Annotated in this window: 20 protein-coding genes and 1 tRNA gene; 7 read left to right on the top strand and 14 right to left on the bottom strand. The window is 55.1% G+C overall.

All coding sequences use genetic code 11. The features are described 5' to 3' along the window. The first annotated feature begins 12 nt into the window (after positions 1 to 12). Positions 13 to 681: a thiol:disulfide interchange protein TlpA gene (tlpA, locus tag AC07U5_RS18405; protein WP_144620275.1), complete on the top strand. Its 669-nt coding sequence runs from the start codon at positions 13 to 15 to the stop codon at positions 679 to 681. Here tlpA and AC07U5_RS18400 read toward each other — a convergent pair whose 3' ends face one another. From AC07U5_RS18400 to AC07U5_RS18370, 7 genes are all read right to left on the bottom strand, one after another. Further along, the gene (locus AC07U5_RS18400) at positions 682 to 1,563 is read right to left on the bottom strand and encodes a 3-hydroxybutyryl-CoA dehydrogenase (protein ID WP_062423952.1); all 882 of its coding nucleotides are present in this window, start codon (positions 1,561 to 1,563) and stop codon (positions 682 to 684) included. 164 nt (positions 1,564 to 1,727) lie between these two features. Continuing rightward, complete coding sequence (locus tag AC07U5_RS18395) at positions 1,728 to 2,657, bottom strand: electron transfer flavoprotein subunit alpha/FixB family protein (protein ID WP_062423951.1); 930 nt, start codon at positions 2,655 to 2,657, stop codon at positions 1,728 to 1,730. A 23-nt stretch (positions 2,658 to 2,680) separates the two neighbouring features. Further along, complete coding sequence (locus AC07U5_RS18390; protein WP_062423950.1) at positions 2,681 to 3,427, bottom strand: electron transfer flavoprotein subunit beta/FixA family protein; 747 nt, start codon at positions 3,425 to 3,427, stop codon at positions 2,681 to 2,683. A gap of 180 nt (positions 3,428 to 3,607) precedes the next feature. After that, entirely contained in the window at positions 3,608 to 4,384 is a 777-nt protein-coding gene (locus tag AC07U5_RS18385; RefSeq protein ID WP_494723882.1) for a rhomboid family intramembrane serine protease, read from the bottom strand. A 29-nt stretch (positions 4,385 to 4,413) separates the two neighbouring features. After that, positions 4,414 to 5,001, bottom strand: a complete 588-nt coding sequence (locus AC07U5_RS18380) for a cob(I)yrinic acid a,c-diamide adenosyltransferase (RefSeq protein ID WP_494723881.1) — start codon at positions 4,999 to 5,001, stop codon at positions 4,414 to 4,416. Between the two features lies 1 nt (position 5,002). Next, positions 5,003 to 5,200, bottom strand: coding sequence for a twin transmembrane helix small protein (locus AC07U5_RS18375; RefSeq protein WP_062423947.1), 198 nt, complete (start codon positions 5,198 to 5,200; stop codon positions 5,003 to 5,005). A 94-nt stretch (positions 5,201 to 5,294) separates the two neighbouring features. Beyond that, positions 5,295 to 6,128 (bottom strand): SDR family oxidoreductase, encoded by an 834-nt coding sequence (locus AC07U5_RS18370; protein WP_494723880.1) that lies wholly within the window; start codon positions 6,126 to 6,128, stop codon positions 5,295 to 5,297. A gap of 172 nt (positions 6,129 to 6,300) precedes the next feature. On the opposite strand from AC07U5_RS18370, the gene AC07U5_RS18365 reads away from it, so the two are divergent. Further along, positions 6,301 to 7,209 carry a YihY/virulence factor BrkB family protein gene (locus tag AC07U5_RS18365; protein WP_113265435.1) on the top strand — a complete coding sequence of 303 codons (909 nt, stop codon included), beginning with the start codon at positions 6,301 to 6,303 and terminating at the stop codon, positions 7,207 to 7,209. Here the strand turns inward: AC07U5_RS18365 and gluQRS are convergent. Continuing rightward, the gene (gene gluQRS / locus AC07U5_RS18360) at positions 7,180 to 8,061 is read right to left on the bottom strand and encodes a tRNA glutamyl-Q(34) synthetase GluQRS (protein WP_113265705.1); all 882 of its coding nucleotides are present in this window, start codon (positions 8,059 to 8,061) and stop codon (positions 7,180 to 7,182) included. The two genes, AC07U5_RS18365 and gluQRS, sit on opposite strands and share 30 nt — an antisense overlap. A gap of 53 nt (positions 8,062 to 8,114) precedes the next feature. Between gluQRS and AC07U5_RS18355 the strand changes: the two genes are divergently transcribed. Both AC07U5_RS18355 and AC07U5_RS18350 read left to right on the top strand, forming a co-directional pair. Continuing rightward, entirely contained in the window at positions 8,115 to 8,759 is a 645-nt protein-coding gene (locus AC07U5_RS18355; protein ID WP_494723879.1) for a DNA-3-methyladenine glycosylase family protein, read from the top strand. Positions 8,760 to 8,858: 99 nt separating this feature from the next. Further along, positions 8,859 to 9,416 (top strand): HNH endonuclease, encoded by a 558-nt coding sequence (locus tag AC07U5_RS18350; RefSeq protein ID WP_062423942.1) that lies wholly within the window; start codon positions 8,859 to 8,861, stop codon positions 9,414 to 9,416. Between the two features lie 292 nt (positions 9,417 to 9,708). On the opposite strand, the gene AC07U5_RS18345 is transcribed toward AC07U5_RS18350, so the two are convergent. Continuing rightward, on the bottom strand, positions 9,709 to 10,224 hold the full coding sequence (locus tag AC07U5_RS18345; protein WP_494723878.1) for a disulfide bond formation protein B: 516 nt from the start codon (positions 10,222 to 10,224) through the stop codon (positions 9,709 to 9,711). A 332-nt stretch (positions 10,225 to 10,556) separates the two neighbouring features. Between AC07U5_RS18345 and AC07U5_RS18340 the strand changes: the two genes are divergently transcribed. Together AC07U5_RS18340 and AC07U5_RS18335 are read left to right on the top strand one after the other, a co-directional pair. Beyond that, positions 10,557 to 10,641: transfer RNA gene (locus AC07U5_RS18340), tRNA-Leu, on the top strand. A 114-nt stretch (positions 10,642 to 10,755) separates the two neighbouring features. After that, positions 10,756 to 11,109: a hypothetical protein gene (locus AC07U5_RS18335; RefSeq protein WP_494723877.1), complete on the top strand. Its 354-nt coding sequence runs from the start codon at positions 10,756 to 10,758 to the stop codon at positions 11,107 to 11,109. Positions 11,110 to 11,256: 147 nt separating this feature from the next. On the opposite strand, the gene AC07U5_RS18330 is transcribed toward AC07U5_RS18335, so the two are convergent. From AC07U5_RS18330 to AC07U5_RS18310, 5 genes are all read right to left on the bottom strand, one after another. Continuing rightward, positions 11,257 to 11,523, bottom strand: coding sequence for a hypothetical protein (locus AC07U5_RS18330; RefSeq protein WP_494723876.1), 267 nt, complete (start codon positions 11,521 to 11,523; stop codon positions 11,257 to 11,259). A gap of 130 nt (positions 11,524 to 11,653) precedes the next feature. Next, a complete protein-coding gene (locus AC07U5_RS18325; protein ID WP_494723875.1) occupies positions 11,654 to 12,391 on the bottom strand; it encodes a YrbL family protein in 738 nt (245 codons plus the stop codon). A gap of 267 nt (positions 12,392 to 12,658) precedes the next feature. Then, entirely contained in the window at positions 12,659 to 13,285 is a 627-nt protein-coding gene (locus AC07U5_RS18320) for a sugar transferase (RefSeq protein WP_062423885.1), read from the bottom strand. A 1,586-nt stretch (positions 13,286 to 14,871) separates the two neighbouring features. After that, a complete protein-coding gene (locus AC07U5_RS18315) occupies positions 14,872 to 15,531 on the bottom strand; it encodes a hypothetical protein (protein WP_494723874.1) in 660 nt (219 codons plus the stop codon). A 36-nt stretch (positions 15,532 to 15,567) separates the two neighbouring features. After that, the gene (locus AC07U5_RS18310; RefSeq protein ID WP_494723873.1) at positions 15,568 to 17,853 is read right to left on the bottom strand and encodes a polysaccharide biosynthesis tyrosine autokinase; all 2,286 of its coding nucleotides are present in this window, start codon (positions 17,851 to 17,853) and stop codon (positions 15,568 to 15,570) included. A 149-nt stretch (positions 17,854 to 18,002) separates the two neighbouring features. Between AC07U5_RS18310 and AC07U5_RS18305 the strand changes: the two genes are divergently transcribed. Next, entirely contained in the window at positions 18,003 to 18,200 is a 198-nt protein-coding gene (locus AC07U5_RS18305) for a hypothetical protein (RefSeq protein WP_494723872.1), read from the top strand. The last annotated feature ends 64 nt before the right edge of the window (positions 18,201 to 18,264 follow it).

Below are 18,264 nucleotides of genomic sequence, written 5' to 3'. Positions count from 1 at the left end.
CTGGAGTATTCGATGACAGAAAAAAGACCTTTCAGACTTCCTTCCGTCAGACTTGTTGCAATTGCCGCCATCGCCGGCATTGTCTGCGGCGGGGGAGTGGTGTTGTTCAGGCATATTGGGTCTGAAGGACAGGTTCAAGGGGCAGCGGTGGCGGATGCGGCTTTATGTGAGGGCGCGGCCAAGCGCATCGCCAGCATCGAACCCCTGCTGAAAGGCCAGATCGCGGCGATGTCGCCAACCGATAAGCCCCGTGTCATTCCGCTCTCCTTCAAGTCGGCCGACGGCACGGCGATGACGCAAGCGGACCTCAAAGGCAAAACCGTTCTGCTGAACCTCTGGGCCACGTGGTGTGTGCCATGCCGCGAGGAGATGCCTGCTCTCAACGCCTTGGAGAAGGAAAGAGGCAGCGACGCATTCGAAGTCGTGACCATCAATATCGACAATGGCGAGGATGAGAAGCCGAAAGCCTTCATGAGCGAATACAAGATCGATTCGCTGAAGCTTTACCGCGATAGCTCCATGGGCGTCTTCAATGCCTTGAAAAAGGAAGGCCTTGCCTTCGGCCTGCCGGCAACGCTGCTTCTGGATGACAAGGGCTGCCTGCTTGCTTCCATGAACGGCCCGGCCGCCTGGGACAGCCCCGACGCCAAGGCGCTGGTAACGGCAGCAACCTCCCCCTGATCAGCGTGTCGGGACTGGGATCTCGCCACGGTAATCGTAGAAGCCGCGGCCGGATTTGCGGCCAAGCCAGCCGGCTTCGACATATTTGACCAGCAACGGGCATGGCCGATATTTGCTGTCGGCCAGGCCATCATGCAGAACCTGCATGATCGAAAGACAAGTGTCGAGACCGATGAAGTCGGCAAGCTGCAGCGGGCCCATGGGGTGGTTTGCACCAAGCTTCATGGCCGTATCGATGGCTTCCACCGTGCCAACGCCTTCATAAAGCGTATAGATCGCCTCGTTGATCATCGGCAGAAGAATGCGGTTGACGATAAAGGCCGGGAAATCTTCCGCAACGGTAATCGCCTTATCCAGCGAGCGGACATAATCCTTGGCCGTCTCGAAGGTCTTTTCGCCGGTGGCAATGCCGCGCACCAGTTCGACGAGCTTCATCACCGGTACCGGGTTCATGAAGTGAATGCCCATGAACTGTTCGGGGCGGTCGGTCGCCGACGCCAGGCGGGTAATGGATAGGGACGAGGTGTTGGTAGCAAGCAGGGCTTCAGGTTTCAGCACTGGGCAGACCTGAGCGTAGATCTTGCGCTTGACCTCTTCGTTCTCGGTAGCGGCCTCGATGACGAGATCCATTGCCGCCAGATCGTTCAGATCGGAAGACCCGCCGATCAGGCCGAGCGCGGACTTGCGCGCATCGTCCTCAAGCTTGCCGTTGGAGACCTGTCTCGCAAGATTGCCGTTGATGGTGGCCAGCCCCGCCTCGATGCGGTCCTTGGAGACATCGTAGATATGCACCTTGTAGCCTGCGAGAGCCGACACATGCGCGATGCCGCAGCCCATCTGACCGGCTCCGATAACACCGATGTTCTTGATTGGGGCTGTCATGCGTTTATCTCCTGTCGGGTTGGTCTCAGCGCTCATGGCGTTGAAGCGCGTCTTGGTCTTTCAGACTGACCCGGTCGCGCTTCAGATCTTCGTTGTTGCGCATATTGCCACAAAACGAAAGCGGCGCGTCGGTAAAAACGCGCCGCTTCCCATCATTGCGGTTATCAGATTGCTTTTTCAAGCTCTGGAAGGGCTTCGAAGAGGTCTGCGACGAGACCGTAATCGGCAACCTGGAAGATGGGTGCCTCTTCGTCCTTGTTGATGGCGACGATGACCTTGGAGTCTTTCATACCCGCCAGATGCTGGATGGCACCGGAGATACCGCAGGCGATGTAGAGCTGCGGAGCAACCACCTTGCCTGTCTGGCCAACCTGCCAGTCGTTCGGCGCGTAACCGGCATCGACGGCAGCGCGCGATGCGCCGACGGCGGCACCAAGCTTGTCGGCAACCGGCAAAATGACTTCCTTGAACTTCTCCGAAGAACCGAGCGCACGACCGCCCGAGATGATGATCTTGGCAGAGGTGAGTTCCGGACGGTCGGACGAAGCAAGCGCGTCCGAAACGAAGGAGGAAACGCCAGGGTTCTCGGCAGCCGAGACGGATTCGACGGAGGCAGAACCGCCAGCCTGAGCCGGAGCAAAGGACGCGGTACGAACGGTGATGACCTTCTTGGCGTCGGTCGACTGAACCGTCTGGATAGCGTTGCCGGCATAGATCGGACGCTTGAAGGTATCGGAGGACACGACGTCCGTGATTTCGGAAATCTGCGCCACATCGAGAAGCGCTGCCACGCGGGGCAGCACGTTCTTGGCCGAGGCCGTCGCAGGGGCGATGATCACATCATAGGATGCAGCCAGCGAAACGATCAGTGCAGCCAGCGGCTCGGCCAACTGGTTGGCGTAGGATGCGTCGTCGGCAAGTAGCACCTTGGAAACGCCGGAAAGCTTCGCAGCTTCATCGGCTGCGGCCTTGGCACCGGAACCGGCGACCAGCACATGCACGTCACCGCCAATTTGCGTTGCCGCCGTCAGCGTCTTTGCCGTCTGGTCGGAAAGGGTTGCATTGTCGTGTTCTGCCAGAAGAAGAATGGCCATGGTTTATCTCCCTTTCACTTTCCTTAAAGGACGCCGTCGGCTTTAAGCTTGGACACCAGCTCAGAGACGGATCCAACCTTGACGCCTGCCTTGCGGCCAGCGGGCTCTTCGGTCTTCAAAACCTTGAGGCGCGGAGCGATATCGACGCCGAAATCGGCTGGCGACTTCTTGTCGAGCGGCTTCTTCTTGGCCTTCATGATGTTCGGCAGCGACGCGTAGCGCGGCTCGTTGAGGCGAAGGTCGGTGGTGACGACAGCCGGAAGCTTCAGCTCGACAGTCTGCAGACCACCATCCACTTCGCGGGTCACAGCAACCTTGCCATCGGACGGCTCAACCTTGGAAGCAAACGTGCCCTGGCCCCAGCCCAAGAGCGCTGCCAGCATCTGGCCGGTCTGGTTGGAATCGTCGTCGATCGCCTGCTTGCCGACAATGACGAGACCTGGATTTTCCGCCTCGACGACACCCTTCAAGAGCTTGGCAACAGCGAGCGGCTCAACGGTTTCATCAGTTTCGATGAGGATGGCGCGGTCGGCACCCATGGCGAGCGCGGTACGCAGCGTCTCTTCAGCCTTTGCAGGACCGATGGAAACGACGATCACTTCCTCGGCCTTGCCAGCCTCTTTCAGGCGCAGGGCTTCCTCGACGGAGATTTCGTCGAAAGGGTTCATCGACATCTTGACGTTGGCAAGCTCTACACCGGAGCCATCCGCCTTGACGCGGATCTTCACGTTGTAGTCCACCACACGCTTCACTGGGACAAGAATCTTCATCGGCAGCCTTCTTTCAACTCCTGACCGTAAAGCGCGTACGCAAACGGTCCTCCTGACAATCAAGTTGAGCCATGGATACGCATTTTTCCAATGAGATCAACGGAACAATGCTCATGACGCGATGCACTCACGAAATATCTTACGTTGACGTGAACGTAAATACTCGCTCTCAGATAATTTTCACGGAATACTATCGGATGGCCGTTCCGTTTGCGACACGCCAGCGTCTTGCAGCCCCTGATTTTTGTGCTGAACCGCCCGCGGCGTAACCAGTGTCCGGTCAAACAGTGGAACGCCGCTTCGACGAAAGAAAACGACAAGGATCGCCCCCGTCACAATACCTCCGACATGTGCCGCCCAGGAGACGCTTTCTTCCGGGCTCAGGAGCAGCATGACGAATTGCTGGCCAACCCATAGTGCCAGGGGAATGAAGGCTGGAAGCGGCACCGGAATGCGCATGAAGACCAGCACCCAGACCCGCACGCGCGGATGCAGCAGAAGATACGCGGCCACCACGCCGGAAACCGCACCCGATGCCCCGATCAGTGGACCTTGGGACTGTGGCGCGATGAACCCGTGAAACAGCGCACCGGCGGCGGCGCAGGCAAGATAGAAGATTAGGAAGCCGAGATGGCCGAACGCATCTTCCACATTGTCGCCGAACACCCAAAGAAACACCATGTTCGAGGCGAGGTGCCAAAAGCTCAGATGCAGGAACGCATAGGTAACGATCGTCGCATCTTTCGGCACCAGTACCAGCGCAGGGTCAAGCGAAGCGTAGTCGAACAGAATGGCGGGAATGAAACCTAGCCCCAGCACCGCAGCGCTCGCCTGCTGATCGCTTGAAAATGCGCCAACGACCAGCCAGACGAGAATATTGATGCCGATCAGCGACACCGTCACATATTGCAGTTTGATGTGCTTCAGCGAGTTCGCATCATGCAGCGGGATGAACATGGAGTGCGACCTCTGCTTTTGCGCTCAACTCAGCGGTTCTTGCCCGGTACCCAGAGGACATCCGCCTTGATCGCGTCCGCATTATGATTGGCGAAACGCGCGGCAACGAAGAGGAAATCGGAGAGGCGGTTGATGTATTTCAATGCCGCTGGGCTGACGATCTCGTCTTCTATCTTCGCAAGCTCCACCATACGGCGCTCCGCCCGTCTCGACACCGTGCGGGCCAGATGCAGATGCGCCGCCGCGGCCGAGCCGCCGGGCAGCACGAAGGAGGTGAGAGCCGACAGCGTGTCGTTCAAAGCATCGATCTCCTTTTCGATGCGGGTGACCTGCGATTCGACGATCCTCAATGGCTCGTAAGACAAGGGCTTACCATCATCGGGCGTGGCCAAATCTGCCCCCAGATCGAACAGATCGTTCTGAATGCGGAACAGCATCGCGTCGAGTTCCGTCAAATCGGCGGTATGTAGCCGCGCCATGCCGATGACTGAATTGGTCTCGTCCACGTCACCATAGCTTTCCACGCGCAGATCATATTTCGCCCGGCGCGGGCCGGAGACCAACGCCGTGGTGCCGTCATCGCCGGTCCGTGTATAAATCTTGTTGAGTTTTACCATATTAGCGCCCGCCTCCTGTCAGCCACAAGGTCAGCATGATCAAAACGATCGCCACTGCCTGCAGAATAAGCCGCAACTGCATCAACTGGTTGGAACGGTTGGCATCGGTCCCCTTCAACATGTTGAACAGACCACGGATGAGAACCAGCACGACCAGCCCCATGACAATGACCGCAAGCACGGTGGTAAAGCTGGACATCTATTGCCTCCCTCAGCATGTCGCGCAAAAACGGTCAGCGTTTTTGCGATAACGGCGACTGCAAAGCGTTCTAACGGATGAGATGGCGATTTAGCTAGTCGAACTTGCGAAGAAGTCGGTAAAATAGAGAAGCTGGTAGTAGACGCTTCAACAGCACACCCTGCTTTGCCGGCGTGGTGATCACATAATGCGGCTTTGGACGACGCGCCGTCAAAGCATGTTTCAGGTCCTTGTAGACCGCTTCGGGACCGAGCTTATGCTTGTTGACCGGTCCGCTGCCTTCCAGCCGGGCAAGCTGGCGTCTGTATTCCTGCGCATGCGCCGAATTCTCGATATCGATATTGGCCTTGATATGCTTCAAGGCCGTCGCCGTAAAATTCGAAGCGATCGGGCCGGGCTCGATGAGGCTGACATGAATGCCGCTGCCCTCCAGTTCCATACGCAAGGTGATACCGAGCCCTTCCAAAGCAAATTTCGACGCGTTGTAAGCGCCGCGATATCGATAGGGCACCAGCCCAAGGATGGAAGAGCAATGAACGATTCGCCCCTGCCCTCGTCTGCGCATGAATGGGATGACACGGCAGGTCAGGTCGTGCCAGCCGAGGACATTGGTCTCGAATTGCTGGCGCAGCACCGCGACAGAAATATCCTCAACCGCGCCCGCCTGTCCATAAGCGCCATTGTTGAAGAGCGCATCGATACGACCGCCGGTGCGGGCTGCGACCTCATCCACCAAGGCGGCAATGCTCTCCGGCCGGGTATAGTCCATGATCAGCGCTTCGATGCCCTGGCCTTCCAATGCCGCCATATCTTCCGTTCGGCGCACCGTGGCGAAGACCCGCCAGCCATCACGGTGAAGCGCGCCGGCGCAATAAGCACCAATCCCGGTGGAGCAGCCGGTGATGATGATGACGGGCTTTTCAGACATGGTATCCTCGACACTTCAACAAGCAGGCAAAGAAGCTTGCGTCCCGTTGAATAGCGCACAATTCTTATCGGTAAAATGGAACCGATGCATGGTTTCGGGCGCTATACAATTCGAAACCCATTTCCCATATTTCATTGCTCGTTACGAATGAAATTCTGATCAAGGAGGTGACATGGCTGCCGCTTTAAGCCTCGCCCGCAAAGTTGCCTACGACGCCTATATCCACTTTGCCGAGGATGACGGCTGGGCCATGGCAAGCCATGTCGCATTGTCTGGCCTTTTGGCGCTTTTTCCCTTCCTGATTTTCGGAACCGCACTGGCGAGTTTCCTCGGTGCGGATCAGTTTTCGGAAACGGCGGTTCATCTGATATTCGACACGTGGCCGGAGGCCATTGCCGGTCCGCTCGCGGCGCAGGTTCAGCAGGTTCTGACGATACCGCGTGGCGGGCTTTTGACCATCTCGGTTCTGGCGGCAGCTTACTTCGCCTCCAATGGCGTGGAAGCCATCCGCATTTCGCTGAACCGCGCATACCGCGTGACCGAGACCCGCTGGTGGTACATCACCCGTCTTCTCAGCCTCTTCTATGTCGTGCTGGCCGTCATCATCTTTGCCGGCATCAGCATCGTCCTGGTTGCCGTTCCTGTCGCTTTAAAATTCGTCGAAACCCGCTCTTCCCTTCTGACAGAGGTGTTGCAACTGGTTTCCAATCTCGGCCTTTACGGGACTATCGTGGTCTTGACCGCGGGCCTTGTTGCCGCGCATTTGTGGCTGCCGGCAGGCCGCCGCAAGCTGTGGGACGTTCTGCCCGGTATTCTGCTGACGATGATTTTCTGGATCGTCGGCGCTGCGATCTTTGCCTACTACCTGGCCACCTTCGCCAACTATGCCGCCACCTATGCGGGTCTCGCCTCGGTGATGATCGTCCTCGTGTTCCTTTACATGGTTGGCGTGATCTTCATGCTGGGTGCTGAGGTCAATGCGGCGCTGATGAAATACCGCGTTCGCCGGGTGGTGAAGGCTGGCATCCGCACCGGCAGTCTCAGACGTGCGCTAGAGGCCGACGAAGCGGCGGATATCTGAGGGCGCACAACCCGCGTCACGCAGAACCGCGAGCCCTGTGCTGCCTTCGCTCTTCGACAGCTTGCGCCCATCCGAGCCCAAAATCAGGTGATGATGATGATAGTCCGGCACCGGCAGATCGAGCAGCGCCTGGAGCAGCCGATGCACGGATGTGGCATGGAATAAATCGAGCCCACGCACAACCTTCGTCACGCCCTGCAGCGCATCATCGATGACGACGGACAGGTGATAGCTGGACGGGGCATCGGACCGGGACAGAACCACATCACCCCAGGCAGCTGGATCGGCCTTGATCGATGTGTCTCTGCCCTGCCCCAACTCCAACCAGACCAAAGGATCGGAAAGCTGCGCCAGCGCTTTTTCCATACTCAGGCGCCAGGCATGTTTTGCGCCGGTCGCCAGCAAGGCTTTGACCTCTTGGGGCCCACGCTCCTTGTCCAGTGGCGGATAGAGCGGTGCACCATCCGGATCGCGCGGCCAGCTTCGACCGGCTGATTCGTACTCCGAAACAAAAGCCTTGATCTCGCCGCGGGTCATGAAGGCCGGATAGATCAGTCCCATCTCGATAAGACGATCAAGCGCCGCACGATATTCCAAAAAATGCTCCGATTGCCGCCGAACAGGCTCTTCCCAATTCAAGCCAAGCCAGCGCAAATCCTGATAGATACCCTGCTCGAAAGCAGGGGTGCAGCGCATCAAATCGATATCTTCGATACGCAGCAGGAAGCGCCCACCTTGCGCGACGGCCATATTATGGTTCAGGAAAGCCGAAAGCGCATGGCCCAGATGCAGCGGGCCGTTCGGACTGGGCGCAAAGCGAAAGACTGGATTTTGACGAAGAGGCGAAGTCATGATGTCTTCTGCCACGTTTTGCGGCGAGCTGTCATTATGGACCGGGTTTTAAGATGAAGATCATCCAATCCACGAACGACATCGAAGCGGGCGTGTCCGCACTTCGCCTGATCGATCCACGGCTGGAGCCCGTGATCGAGCGGGCGGGTGAAATCCCGCTCAGGCTGAACGAGGCCGGATTTGCCGGATTGGCGCATATCATCGTCTCGCAGATGGTCTCCCGGGCAAGCGCCGATGCCATCTGGCGCCGCATGGTGGCGGGAACGGGAGTGATGACAGCGGAGCGTTTTCTCGCCATGGATGAGGCGACCCTCTCAAGCTTCGGCTTGTCGAATGCCAAACGGACAACACTCTTGTCACTCGCCGCGGCAGTTGCCGCAGGCGAGCTGGATCTGATCGAACTCAGCCACTTCGAACCAACCGTCGCAATGCAACGATTGACGGCCCTGAAAGGCATCGGTCCTTGGACGGCGGAAGTCTATCTGATGTTCTGCGGCGGGCACGCCGATATCTTCCCCGCTAGCGATGTGGCGCTTCAGGCCGCCGTGATGCACGCGTTCGCGCTGGACGCCCGTCCGAGCCGTAACGAACTCGCCGAAAGGGCGTTTTTCTGGTCGCCGTGGCAATCGGTCGCCGCGCGCATTTTCTGGGCCTATTACGCCGCGATCACCCGGCGCGATGCGCTACCGATTGCCTGAAATCCGCCTTTCTTTCCGCGCTTCATTTAGAGGCTTCACAATCCTGTAACAACAGACCTAATATACAGATGTAGATGCAGAATCGCTCAGGAGACGCCCTTGACGATTGCAGTTTCACCACAGGCCCTGCCGGCGCTCGTCCTGAACGCAGACTACAGGCCACTGAGTTATTATCCCTTGTCGCTCTGGTCCTGGCAGGACGCGATCAAGGCAGTCTTCCTCGACCGTGTGAACATCATCGCGGAGTATGACCACGCGGTGTGCTCTCCCAGTTTTTCGATGCGATTGCCGAGTGTCGTCAGCCTCAAGACCTATGTCCAGCCAACGCGAAACCCCGCCTTTACCCGCTTCAACGTGTTCCTTCGCGACAAGTTCGAGTGCCAGTATTGCGGATCTCGCGACGACCTGACCTTCGACCACGTCATCCCCCGCGCCCATGGCGGAGAGACGACATGGCACAATGTTGTCGCGGCCTGCTCTCCCTGCAATCTCAAAAAGGGCAGCAAGCTACCGAAACAGGCCGGCATGTTCCCGCACCAGCATCCCTACCAGCCAACGGTTCAGGACCTGCACAACAACGGACGGTCTTTCCCGCCGAACTACCTGCACGAAAGCTGGATGGACTATCTCTACTGGGATACCGAACTGCAGCCCTGATTTTTTTAAGGACTGCCTTCGACGGCAAAGGTAGACGCGGATTCTGTGACCCCTCGTGCCCTTCGAGCGGACGAAGCGCTATGCAACGGCTGCAGCATACGCCCGAAAATCGAAACCGATTTTCGGAAAGCATGATGCGTGCAGTCTCAGAGATACAGCGCACTTCGCGCGTCCAATAGGACGCACGGCACTTTAAAAAGCTTGTTGCGATAACGGGATTCACACGAAAAGCTTAAAGCGAACCGCGAGCTTCAAACGTGGCGACGCGCACCAACTTCGTATGTCGCTTTGATCAAGCGCTTTTACGGCTAGCACCCCAGAACGCGATTCCAGCAAGCACTGCGCTTGCGATCACGTTCCAGCCCGCAAAGGAAAGGCCCAGAACACGCAACGCTGCCTCGTTGCAGGACGGCGCCTTGATGGCGTTAAGATCATTCAAGAGATTGCCGGCATTGGTGGTAATCGACGGTGCGCCGGTCGCACAGGTCGTAGGGCCCGGCCAAAAACCCCATTCAACACCCGAATGATAGACGCCAAGCCCGAGCCCAATGAGCATGGCAACGCCGATCACGACGAGCAGCGCGCGCGTGAGGGCAGCCGGCAGCTTGAAGATGCTGGCGAGGACGGCAAGAACGCCGATCGGGATCGCATAATAGTAAGGATCACGCTGCAACAGGCAAAGCGCGCAGGGCGTATAGCCGCCAATTTGCTGAAACCCCAAAGCCGACCCAACGGTGAAGATCATACCCGCCGTGACGAGCAACGCCGAAACCATGCGGCTTTTTTCTGCTGAAACACCTAAGCTCATCATCGTCCTCATAACGCCAAAATCCTGCAAACCACCTGAACAGGTGGAAACTAAGGCACCCCGCGTCGCAGAAAGTCCAGCGTCTCCACGAACTAGGTCTTGCAAAAGAACGCCTCAAAGCGAGCGGAGCGAACTTGAACGGTCACGACGCGCTTTAAAGCGGAAAGCACCATCGCTCTAATCCAGTCCCACCCGAACTGCAATCCTCAGAACCGCCGCTCCCGCGGCAGACAAGCAAAGTCTCATCAAAAGAAATTTTCAGCAAAAACAGGTTGACCAAAGACCCGCGGTTCGTATAGTCCGCCGCATACCAACCGACACGCTTCGGAGTTGCCCCTTTGGCGGAATTGGTAGACGCGCCTGACTCAAAATCAGGTTCCGAAAGGAGTGCTGGTTCGATTCCGGCAAGGGGCACCATAATATTTTTCAAGCCACTGAGAAAGCTGCGCTTTTAGGCGCTTTTTGTGTCACTTTTTGACAACCTCAGAGCGTGGAGCGACACTCGCGCGCTTTGGCCGAATCTGCGTCGAGATGGACTCGCGCAAATCCGATCTCCCTTTCGTGCAGTCATGCCTTCTGGGTTTTTCACATGGCATGAACTGCGAACCGCAGCGGATGGCCGGGCAAGAATACTTGCTGCGTCGTACTCTACCTATCGAGGTCAAAGATTACATTCTATTTCACGGGGAAGACATCTCGCTTGCAATGTATGTGGAGAGCGCGCAGCGGTCAGTCGCTAACCTTAGCACCGTTGGGAATTCCAGCTTTGTCCGAAGCAAAGCGATCAATGCCGTAGAAACAAGTACAACAGTCGAGCAGCATGTTCCGATCACCAGAATGACCGCCAACGAAATGCCGCCGGTCGATTTTTCTATCGTCGATTAATCGCTATAGGTGTAATACCTTACGGCGAGATCACGTCATTCATCTCGCCAACTTTTTGCTTCCCGGCTTTGTCACCGCCGGAATGTTGCAGCCTTTGCTTCTCAGATTGGCTTCTATCGCGTTGACTTTGCCTTTCGTGACAGCCACCTAGCCTTCCTTATCACCGCCAAAGGTGCTTGACATCGGAACCCCAATTAGAAAGACGCCGAAAGCATCGCCTGTTGCGGCATCGTTCTGTTGCTTGGAGACGGCCAATAGAGCGGTTTGCTCCTTCAGGTATTCCTGCGCCAATGATTGGCAGTCCATGTTGCCATAAGCGGCCATCGGCACATCGACTGGAACAATAGCATCTGGTCTTTTTGCACAGGCAGTCACGGCCAGTCCTGCGACCAGCAGCGTCAAAATCTTTTTCATGATGTCCCTTTACCCCTCGAAGACGCCCCTACGTCCCTTGATCAAGGATACAACGTAAGATCGAGATCGAGTCAATAGTTTGCTGGGGTCAGATGCAGGTGTCCACGGGCTTATTGGAAACTACGAAGATTCATCCATCGATCAACTGACCGTCTGAGATATCGATACCCAATATCGTACCTGCGAATACGAAGAGCAGAAGAACAGTCCGGTTGCTCAACGCTGATTTCATAAAGCGGTGCGCCACTTCTGCATAGATCGACTGGGCCAGTCGCTTCTTATAACTTCTGTTCAACCAGGAAAACCATGACCGGACAGGAAGGAATGTCTTGTCTCCGATGCCGTCGATCAGGACGAGTGCACCGTTCTTCTCGTCAACGACGATATTCTTCAGGTGCACGTCCACGGCAACAATCTCGCTCTTGACCAGCCAGTCCAGGAATTCCGAAAGCGCAGCATCCGTCTGCTGGCTGTATTGCCCGCTCTCGATCGCATCCTGAAGGGTCATCGCAAGGGCACCGTTCCTCCGACGCACAGCCTTCACGAGAATTCCCGTGCCCCTGTCGGTGGAGACGACGCCTGCAAAATGCTGCAGATGGCGCGCTGTTCTTGGGCCTTCATGGGCGACCCGTTCATACTCTCTCAGTTCACGCCGCAGTGGCACGATGGCCTTATAAAAACGCCGCACCAGATACAGCAGCCGGATGTTCTGGAAGTAGCGGCGTGGCGGTATCTTTGTCTGCACCTTCACGAGCATGTTGGTATCAGGAAGAGCGTAGACCTCACGCGACATGCCGGACGCCAGCGGCTTTTCCAGAAGTCTTAACGGGGATCGAGACTTATCGCTTACCGACGCCGATAACGACATCACAGTCTCCTGCCATCATAAATATCAGATACTTCTTATATTAAATATTTATGGCGGGGGAAAGCATCAGTTACGATAGCTAACGAGCCGAACCTCGAAAATCAGGGACGACCACATTTGTGCAAGACGATCAACCCACCGTCGCCCCATATCGAGGTCTGCAATGAAATCAGATAATCTCAGCTGCTTTGCATGATGCAGTTGTAAAGCCAAACCCGCGCATCCGTGCACGCAGGAGAGCAACAAGGGGAAAAGTCCATTGGCGCGTTACAGCCCGGTGCCACCACACACTTCGTTGCGAATAGTTGCCATTATAATCTGGAGGTCGAGCCAAAAGCTGTAGTTCTCGATATAATGTAAGTCGGCAGCAATACGGGCTCTAGCATGCACCGGATCAACTGTTGGCCCCCGCCAGCCACGAACCTGGGCAAGCCCGGTAATGCCTGGGCGAACCTCATGTCGGTGGTGGTAGTTGAAAACCAGTTGTTCGTACGGAACTCCGGCCGCTATCATCCCAATTGCGTGGCAACGGGGGCCGACCACCGACATGTCACCCATCAAGACGTTGATGAACTGAGGTAGTTCATCGAGACTGCTCTTCCTGAGAAAGCTCCCAAGACGGGTCACTCGCGGATCTCCGTCGATCGTCTGCGTAACTCCGCTCGCGTCGCACAAATCCGTGCGCATCGATCGAAACTTCAAAATTCGGATTTGCTTTTGACCTTTGCCCCACCGAGCCTGCTTAAAAAATACAGGTCCTGGGCTATCGAGCTTAACTGCCAAGGCAATCAGAAGCATGACAGGCAAAAGAACGATGAGCACTGTCAATGAAAACGTGATGTCAAAACCTCGCTTTAGCGATGACCCTGCCGCCAAAGAGCTTTCGGTCGCCATCAAGCCACTTGCATGACTGGCGTTACTCACGTCTGAAATCGAGCCACTGAGTTGATCGGTGGCGCTTTGATTAGTAAAAAAGCTCATATCAATCCCAACCGCACTAAAGACAATAACGCTCTCTTAACCTAAACTTTTGTCCACGTCATCTTTATCATTAATAAATAGTTAACCTCAAGACGAATGTTGCTTTTTTGCAATCTAAGTTTACCGAGACAACGTCTTCGTGACGTTCCACTGGAACGACTACTGATGTTGTATTTCCGAGCCCGGAAAGTACACATGCGACATTAAGAATCCTCTATAAATTGTTTATATCTGGATTTTTCAACCTTTAATTTAAAATAACTTTACGTAATTCGCTCACTTGAAGAGTCGAGAGTATGGCAGGAGGGAGGAGCGCCAACCCGTGACTCGAGAAGGTGACGTAAGAAGGCGGAAACGAAGCGGCTGACAAAATTCTACGCTTATCATTAGTGAAGCGAGGCCGGTGTCTTTTTCATCCGCAACAAATGGGAATGCCGTCCGCCCAAATTCTACTTTAGGAAAGAAATAGGGCGTCCCCGTTGAATACCCGCATCGAGATAGGGAAGTGGGAAATTTTCCTGCCTATAAAAAAATAACCGTAGCTCTGCTGCTTTTAACCTCTTGTTAAAGGTCTATCTTAAAGGGCTCGCAACGAATCTTCCCTAATCTTGAGCTGATTAGGAGTATGAAAATGACGCCCCGTTCAAAGATTTGGTTGCTGAGTATTTTGATTTCGGTTGGCTTGTGGTCGCTCGCGATTAGAGGCGGGGCGCTAATTGCCGACTCGCTGTCCCCAAATTCAATTGACACTTTTTACACCGCAAGCACGAAGTAGCGCGCCCAAAGCCGCTGTTGGCACGATTTCAGCTTAAAACATGTCGCGCAAAAGTATGCAGCGATTTTGCGATAACGACATGCAATGACAAGGACCTAAAGCGTATGAGCGGATCGGAAAGATCGCGGCACGCTTTAGACCGTAAGTCGTGTTTGTTAACCCATAGTTTACCATCTACGACAAGTTCCATTGCACATTAATATTAGATTATTAAAATGTAACTATGTCTAGGCGCTTTCGCTATTTACTGTTAGCTACAATGCTCTCGGTCGCTATCTGGGCGCTGCTGGCTGTTGGAATAATACATAGCCTGTAGCGCCTTGAGAGGCCCGTTAGTCACGGAAGAGATACCATTCAGTGCAGTTTTACGTCTCTCCCGATCAACAGGTCCGCTTTAGATACAGCTTCCGCGACGAATGGGCGTGTTTGATGGTGGCCACCGAAGCGGCGCACGGGCGTCAATCCTATTTCATCAATGAATATATTAGAGCGAGACGATGGACTTCCCCCGCACGGTGACCATTTTCTCTCGCCTAGTTGTTGTTTGTTATAATCGTTTTACCGAGCACGGATAGCATGATGGACGTCCAAATGAACAGACTTCGCTTAGATTAGGAACGCTACAGGCGCGCGTACCCTCTATCCGTTCCTTCTTTCATCCTCGAAGCGCACTACGTTATGGCGATGCGCATACGCACTCCGAAACGATCACTGCATTCTCCGGTTAAGATAAAACCATCGACCTGCATCGGGCTGGCGCCACATTTTTGAACCTTGCAGCTAAAGACGCCGAAACTCGCAGATTTTTTAGCCGTGTCGGGTCGATACAAGCTGTCATGATATCTTTCTCTAGGACACTTGTTCCAAGATCTAGCGTGGTATCGCTTAGCCTGCTCCAAAAACGCAAGCGACCGAAAACGACATCCCCTTCAGACGGAGCCATCAGCTGTGATTGCGATAGAAGCGAGACCACCTCGCTGGGATTCTCCCCGGCAGCATTCTGTATCATAGCAAGGCGCAACCAAAGGTCACCGCGCGTCGGGACGCAGGTCAAGGCATGCAAAAGATAACCCCGGGCAGAGATCACTGCGTTTGCCCATTCCTCGTAGTCATCATCTGGGTTTTTGAAATCAACATTTGCGAGTACCACCGTTGCACTGCTAATGACGACATCTGACCGACACACGCCCGCTTGAGCCAGTCTGGAAACATCCTCCATTCTGGTTTCAACGGCAGCACTATCAATCGAATTAGACAGATTTAGTCGCTGCCCCAGATAGACGACGTCCGCCGCTTCACGGCTCAAGTCGATTTGCTTAAGAGCAGTAATCGCCAGTAGCAGACAGATGAAGGTGATACTGGCGGGGAGGATGGCCGACCTCACGGCGACGCCCGCCCAAAATCAACAGAACTAATCGCCTTAACCCTCGCGATAATAATTTGAATAACTTGAGTGGTAATACTCCGCAGACCCAAACGTCTGGTAAAGCTTCATTCGGTTCATATCGACCTTATTGAGAACGACGCCAAGGCACTTTTCATATATCCGCGGCTCAGCCTGCAACGTTTGACGTACCATGCGCCTCGCAACGCGACCCCACTCTGTAACATAAACAAACGCATCCACGCTGCCCGCCATAGCGCGCGCATCCACGACTGGGGCTAGTGGTGGAAGATCGACGATGATGTAGTCTGCCTGATCAGAAATACGATTAAGCAGGTGTCTCATTGCGGCTGAAGATAGCAGTTCCGCCGAATGAGGCAGGCGCTGTTTCATCACGGCAGGTAAAAAAGCAAGATTCGATCTTTTGCTGCGAAGCAAGCACTCTTCCAAGGAGGCTTGCTCAAAGATAGCTTCAACCAGTCCCTTTTCCGCATGTCGTGCGATCGCGCGCGTCGCGCCTGGGTTCCTTAAATCTGCATCTACCAGCACAGTGCGTGATCCCTGGCTCGCTAACAGCTCACTCAGGTTGACAGCAATCGTCGACTTGCCCTCTCCGGGAAGGGTAGAAACAACGCCGATTATCCTGCAAGAAGCGGATGGCAAGACCATATCAGCAGCGATTTTCACGCTCCGCATCGCCTCTGCGAAGGGCGAGAGGGGATGGTCCAGAACATAGTCCATCACGGCGCTAGACTTTCTAATCTCGCGCTCTGAGGGCTCCGGACCTAACTTGTCTACAGGCTTGCCGATTTTCGAAATAAGCGGTGCCGTACCAAGCGTTTCCAGCCCCAGAACATCGCGCACCTGCTCGGCCGTTCGGAAGAAACGGTCCCTGTATTCGCGAAACATCCCAATGCCAGAGCCTGCTGCAGCCCCTAAAATTGCAAACAGGGCAACCACCAGCGTTTTCTTCGGATAGGCGGGTGTTGCTGGCACGACCGCTGGAGAGATGATACGGGCCTCTGTCACCGGGAAGGATTGTTGCTGAACTGCCTCTTGGAACTTCTGCAGAAAAGACTGGTAAAGATTCTTGTAGGTCTCCGACGATCGTTCGAGTTCCCGCAACTGCACCATGGTTTCGTTAGCGCCTGCGCTGACGCTCGTCGCTTGAGTCACGGAGTCCTTAAGACTCTTTTCTCGTGCTCTCGCGACATCGACATCGCTCTTGTAACTCTCTGCAATGCGCCCCAATTCGTCGAACATTTGGCGCTTGTAGTCGGCCATCTCGTTGCGTTGTCTGACCACACTTTCGTGGTCGGGGCCGAGGATAGCAGCGAGTTGATCAGCGCGTTTGGATGCGGTCAAATACTTCGAGCGCAAATCATTTGAGATCGTACTTGCGAGAACATCGGTAACGATGGCGTCCATCTGGCCATCTTTAATGATTTGCTGAATTCGATCAAAGCGCGCCATTTTTGACGCTACATCAGCCTGTGAAGCGATCAGCGCGCTGTTGAGCTCTGTAAGTTGCTGATCGCTAACAAGCTGAGTTCCTGTCGAGACCAATCCATTCGCAGTCCGAAATTTTTGCACGGCGAGGTCAGACTCTAATGCTTTTTGCTTGAGTTCCGCAATGCGATCCTGAAGCCAGTCGCTCGCCCGCCTCGTCGCGTCATACTTTGAATCGAGCTTATCATTGAGATAAGCTTCGGCAATCCCATTGGCTATTTTCGCCGACAGCTCTGGAGATGGTGAAACGAAATTCAATGCAAGAACATAGGATTTGCCCGTCCGGCTGACTTGCATGTTGTTTCGGACCTTGTCAGACGCATAGCGCCTTAGCCGCTCTTTGTCTTCATTCACTACAGTATCGGAAACAAACCACGTTGAAACATTCAACAAAGACCGTACGAAGTTTCTAACCTGGGTGAGCGGGCCGTCGTCAGAAGCCATGAAAACGGGATCTTCATCAAGCTTGAGCCTATCTACCGTGCCCATTGTAATCGCACTGGATTTCAGAAGTTCGACCTGACTTAGCACGGACGCATCGTCGTCCACGTTTTCACCAAACTTCGACAATTGTTCAACGACGACGGTATTCGCCCTATCTATAAGGATGTTTGCAGTCGCCTGATACAGGGGCACAGCTGTCAGCACATAGGCGATTCCAAGCGCGACAAACACGACGACGGTGGCAGCGACAATTTTCCACTGACGCTTTGCAACTCCAAGCAGCCAATCAAAATCGATAGAGAAGTCGGAAGCTTGATCTTCCGACGACCCCTCATGTTTAACGGTGAGAGACGTGTTTCTAGCATCCATGGATTTAGATCTCAGCCCCGAGCCGTTATGCTATGTATGAGTTCATTGAATTACGGCGCTGTAGGGCTTACCGACGAACTGGACCCACCGCCTCCGCTAGCGGAGAAGAATCTGGCGCTGCTGGCACTCGCCACAAGCGAGCCGTTGCTTTGCCCGACACCATTACTTCCTGCAGCTTGGGCACCAGGCAAACCAGAGCCACCCACAGCACCTCCAGCGCCCGGACCACCGACAGCTGCGCCGCCGGCACCGGCACCCGCACCCGCACCACCAGCGCCACCGAGGGCCGCGGTTGGAGCTTCCGCATTGGCGCCATTAAACGCATCAATCAATGGCTGATTGTTTGACTCCAAAACGCTCCTCTGGATCGTGCCAGCATAAACTGGATCGGCAACAACGCATGCTCTCGCT

This window comes from Agrobacterium sp. GW821-FHT02D03, assembly GCF_059421725.1.
The sequence above is the reverse complement of the archived record's forward strand: the minus strand, read 5'-3'. Positions and strand labels throughout refer to the sequence as shown.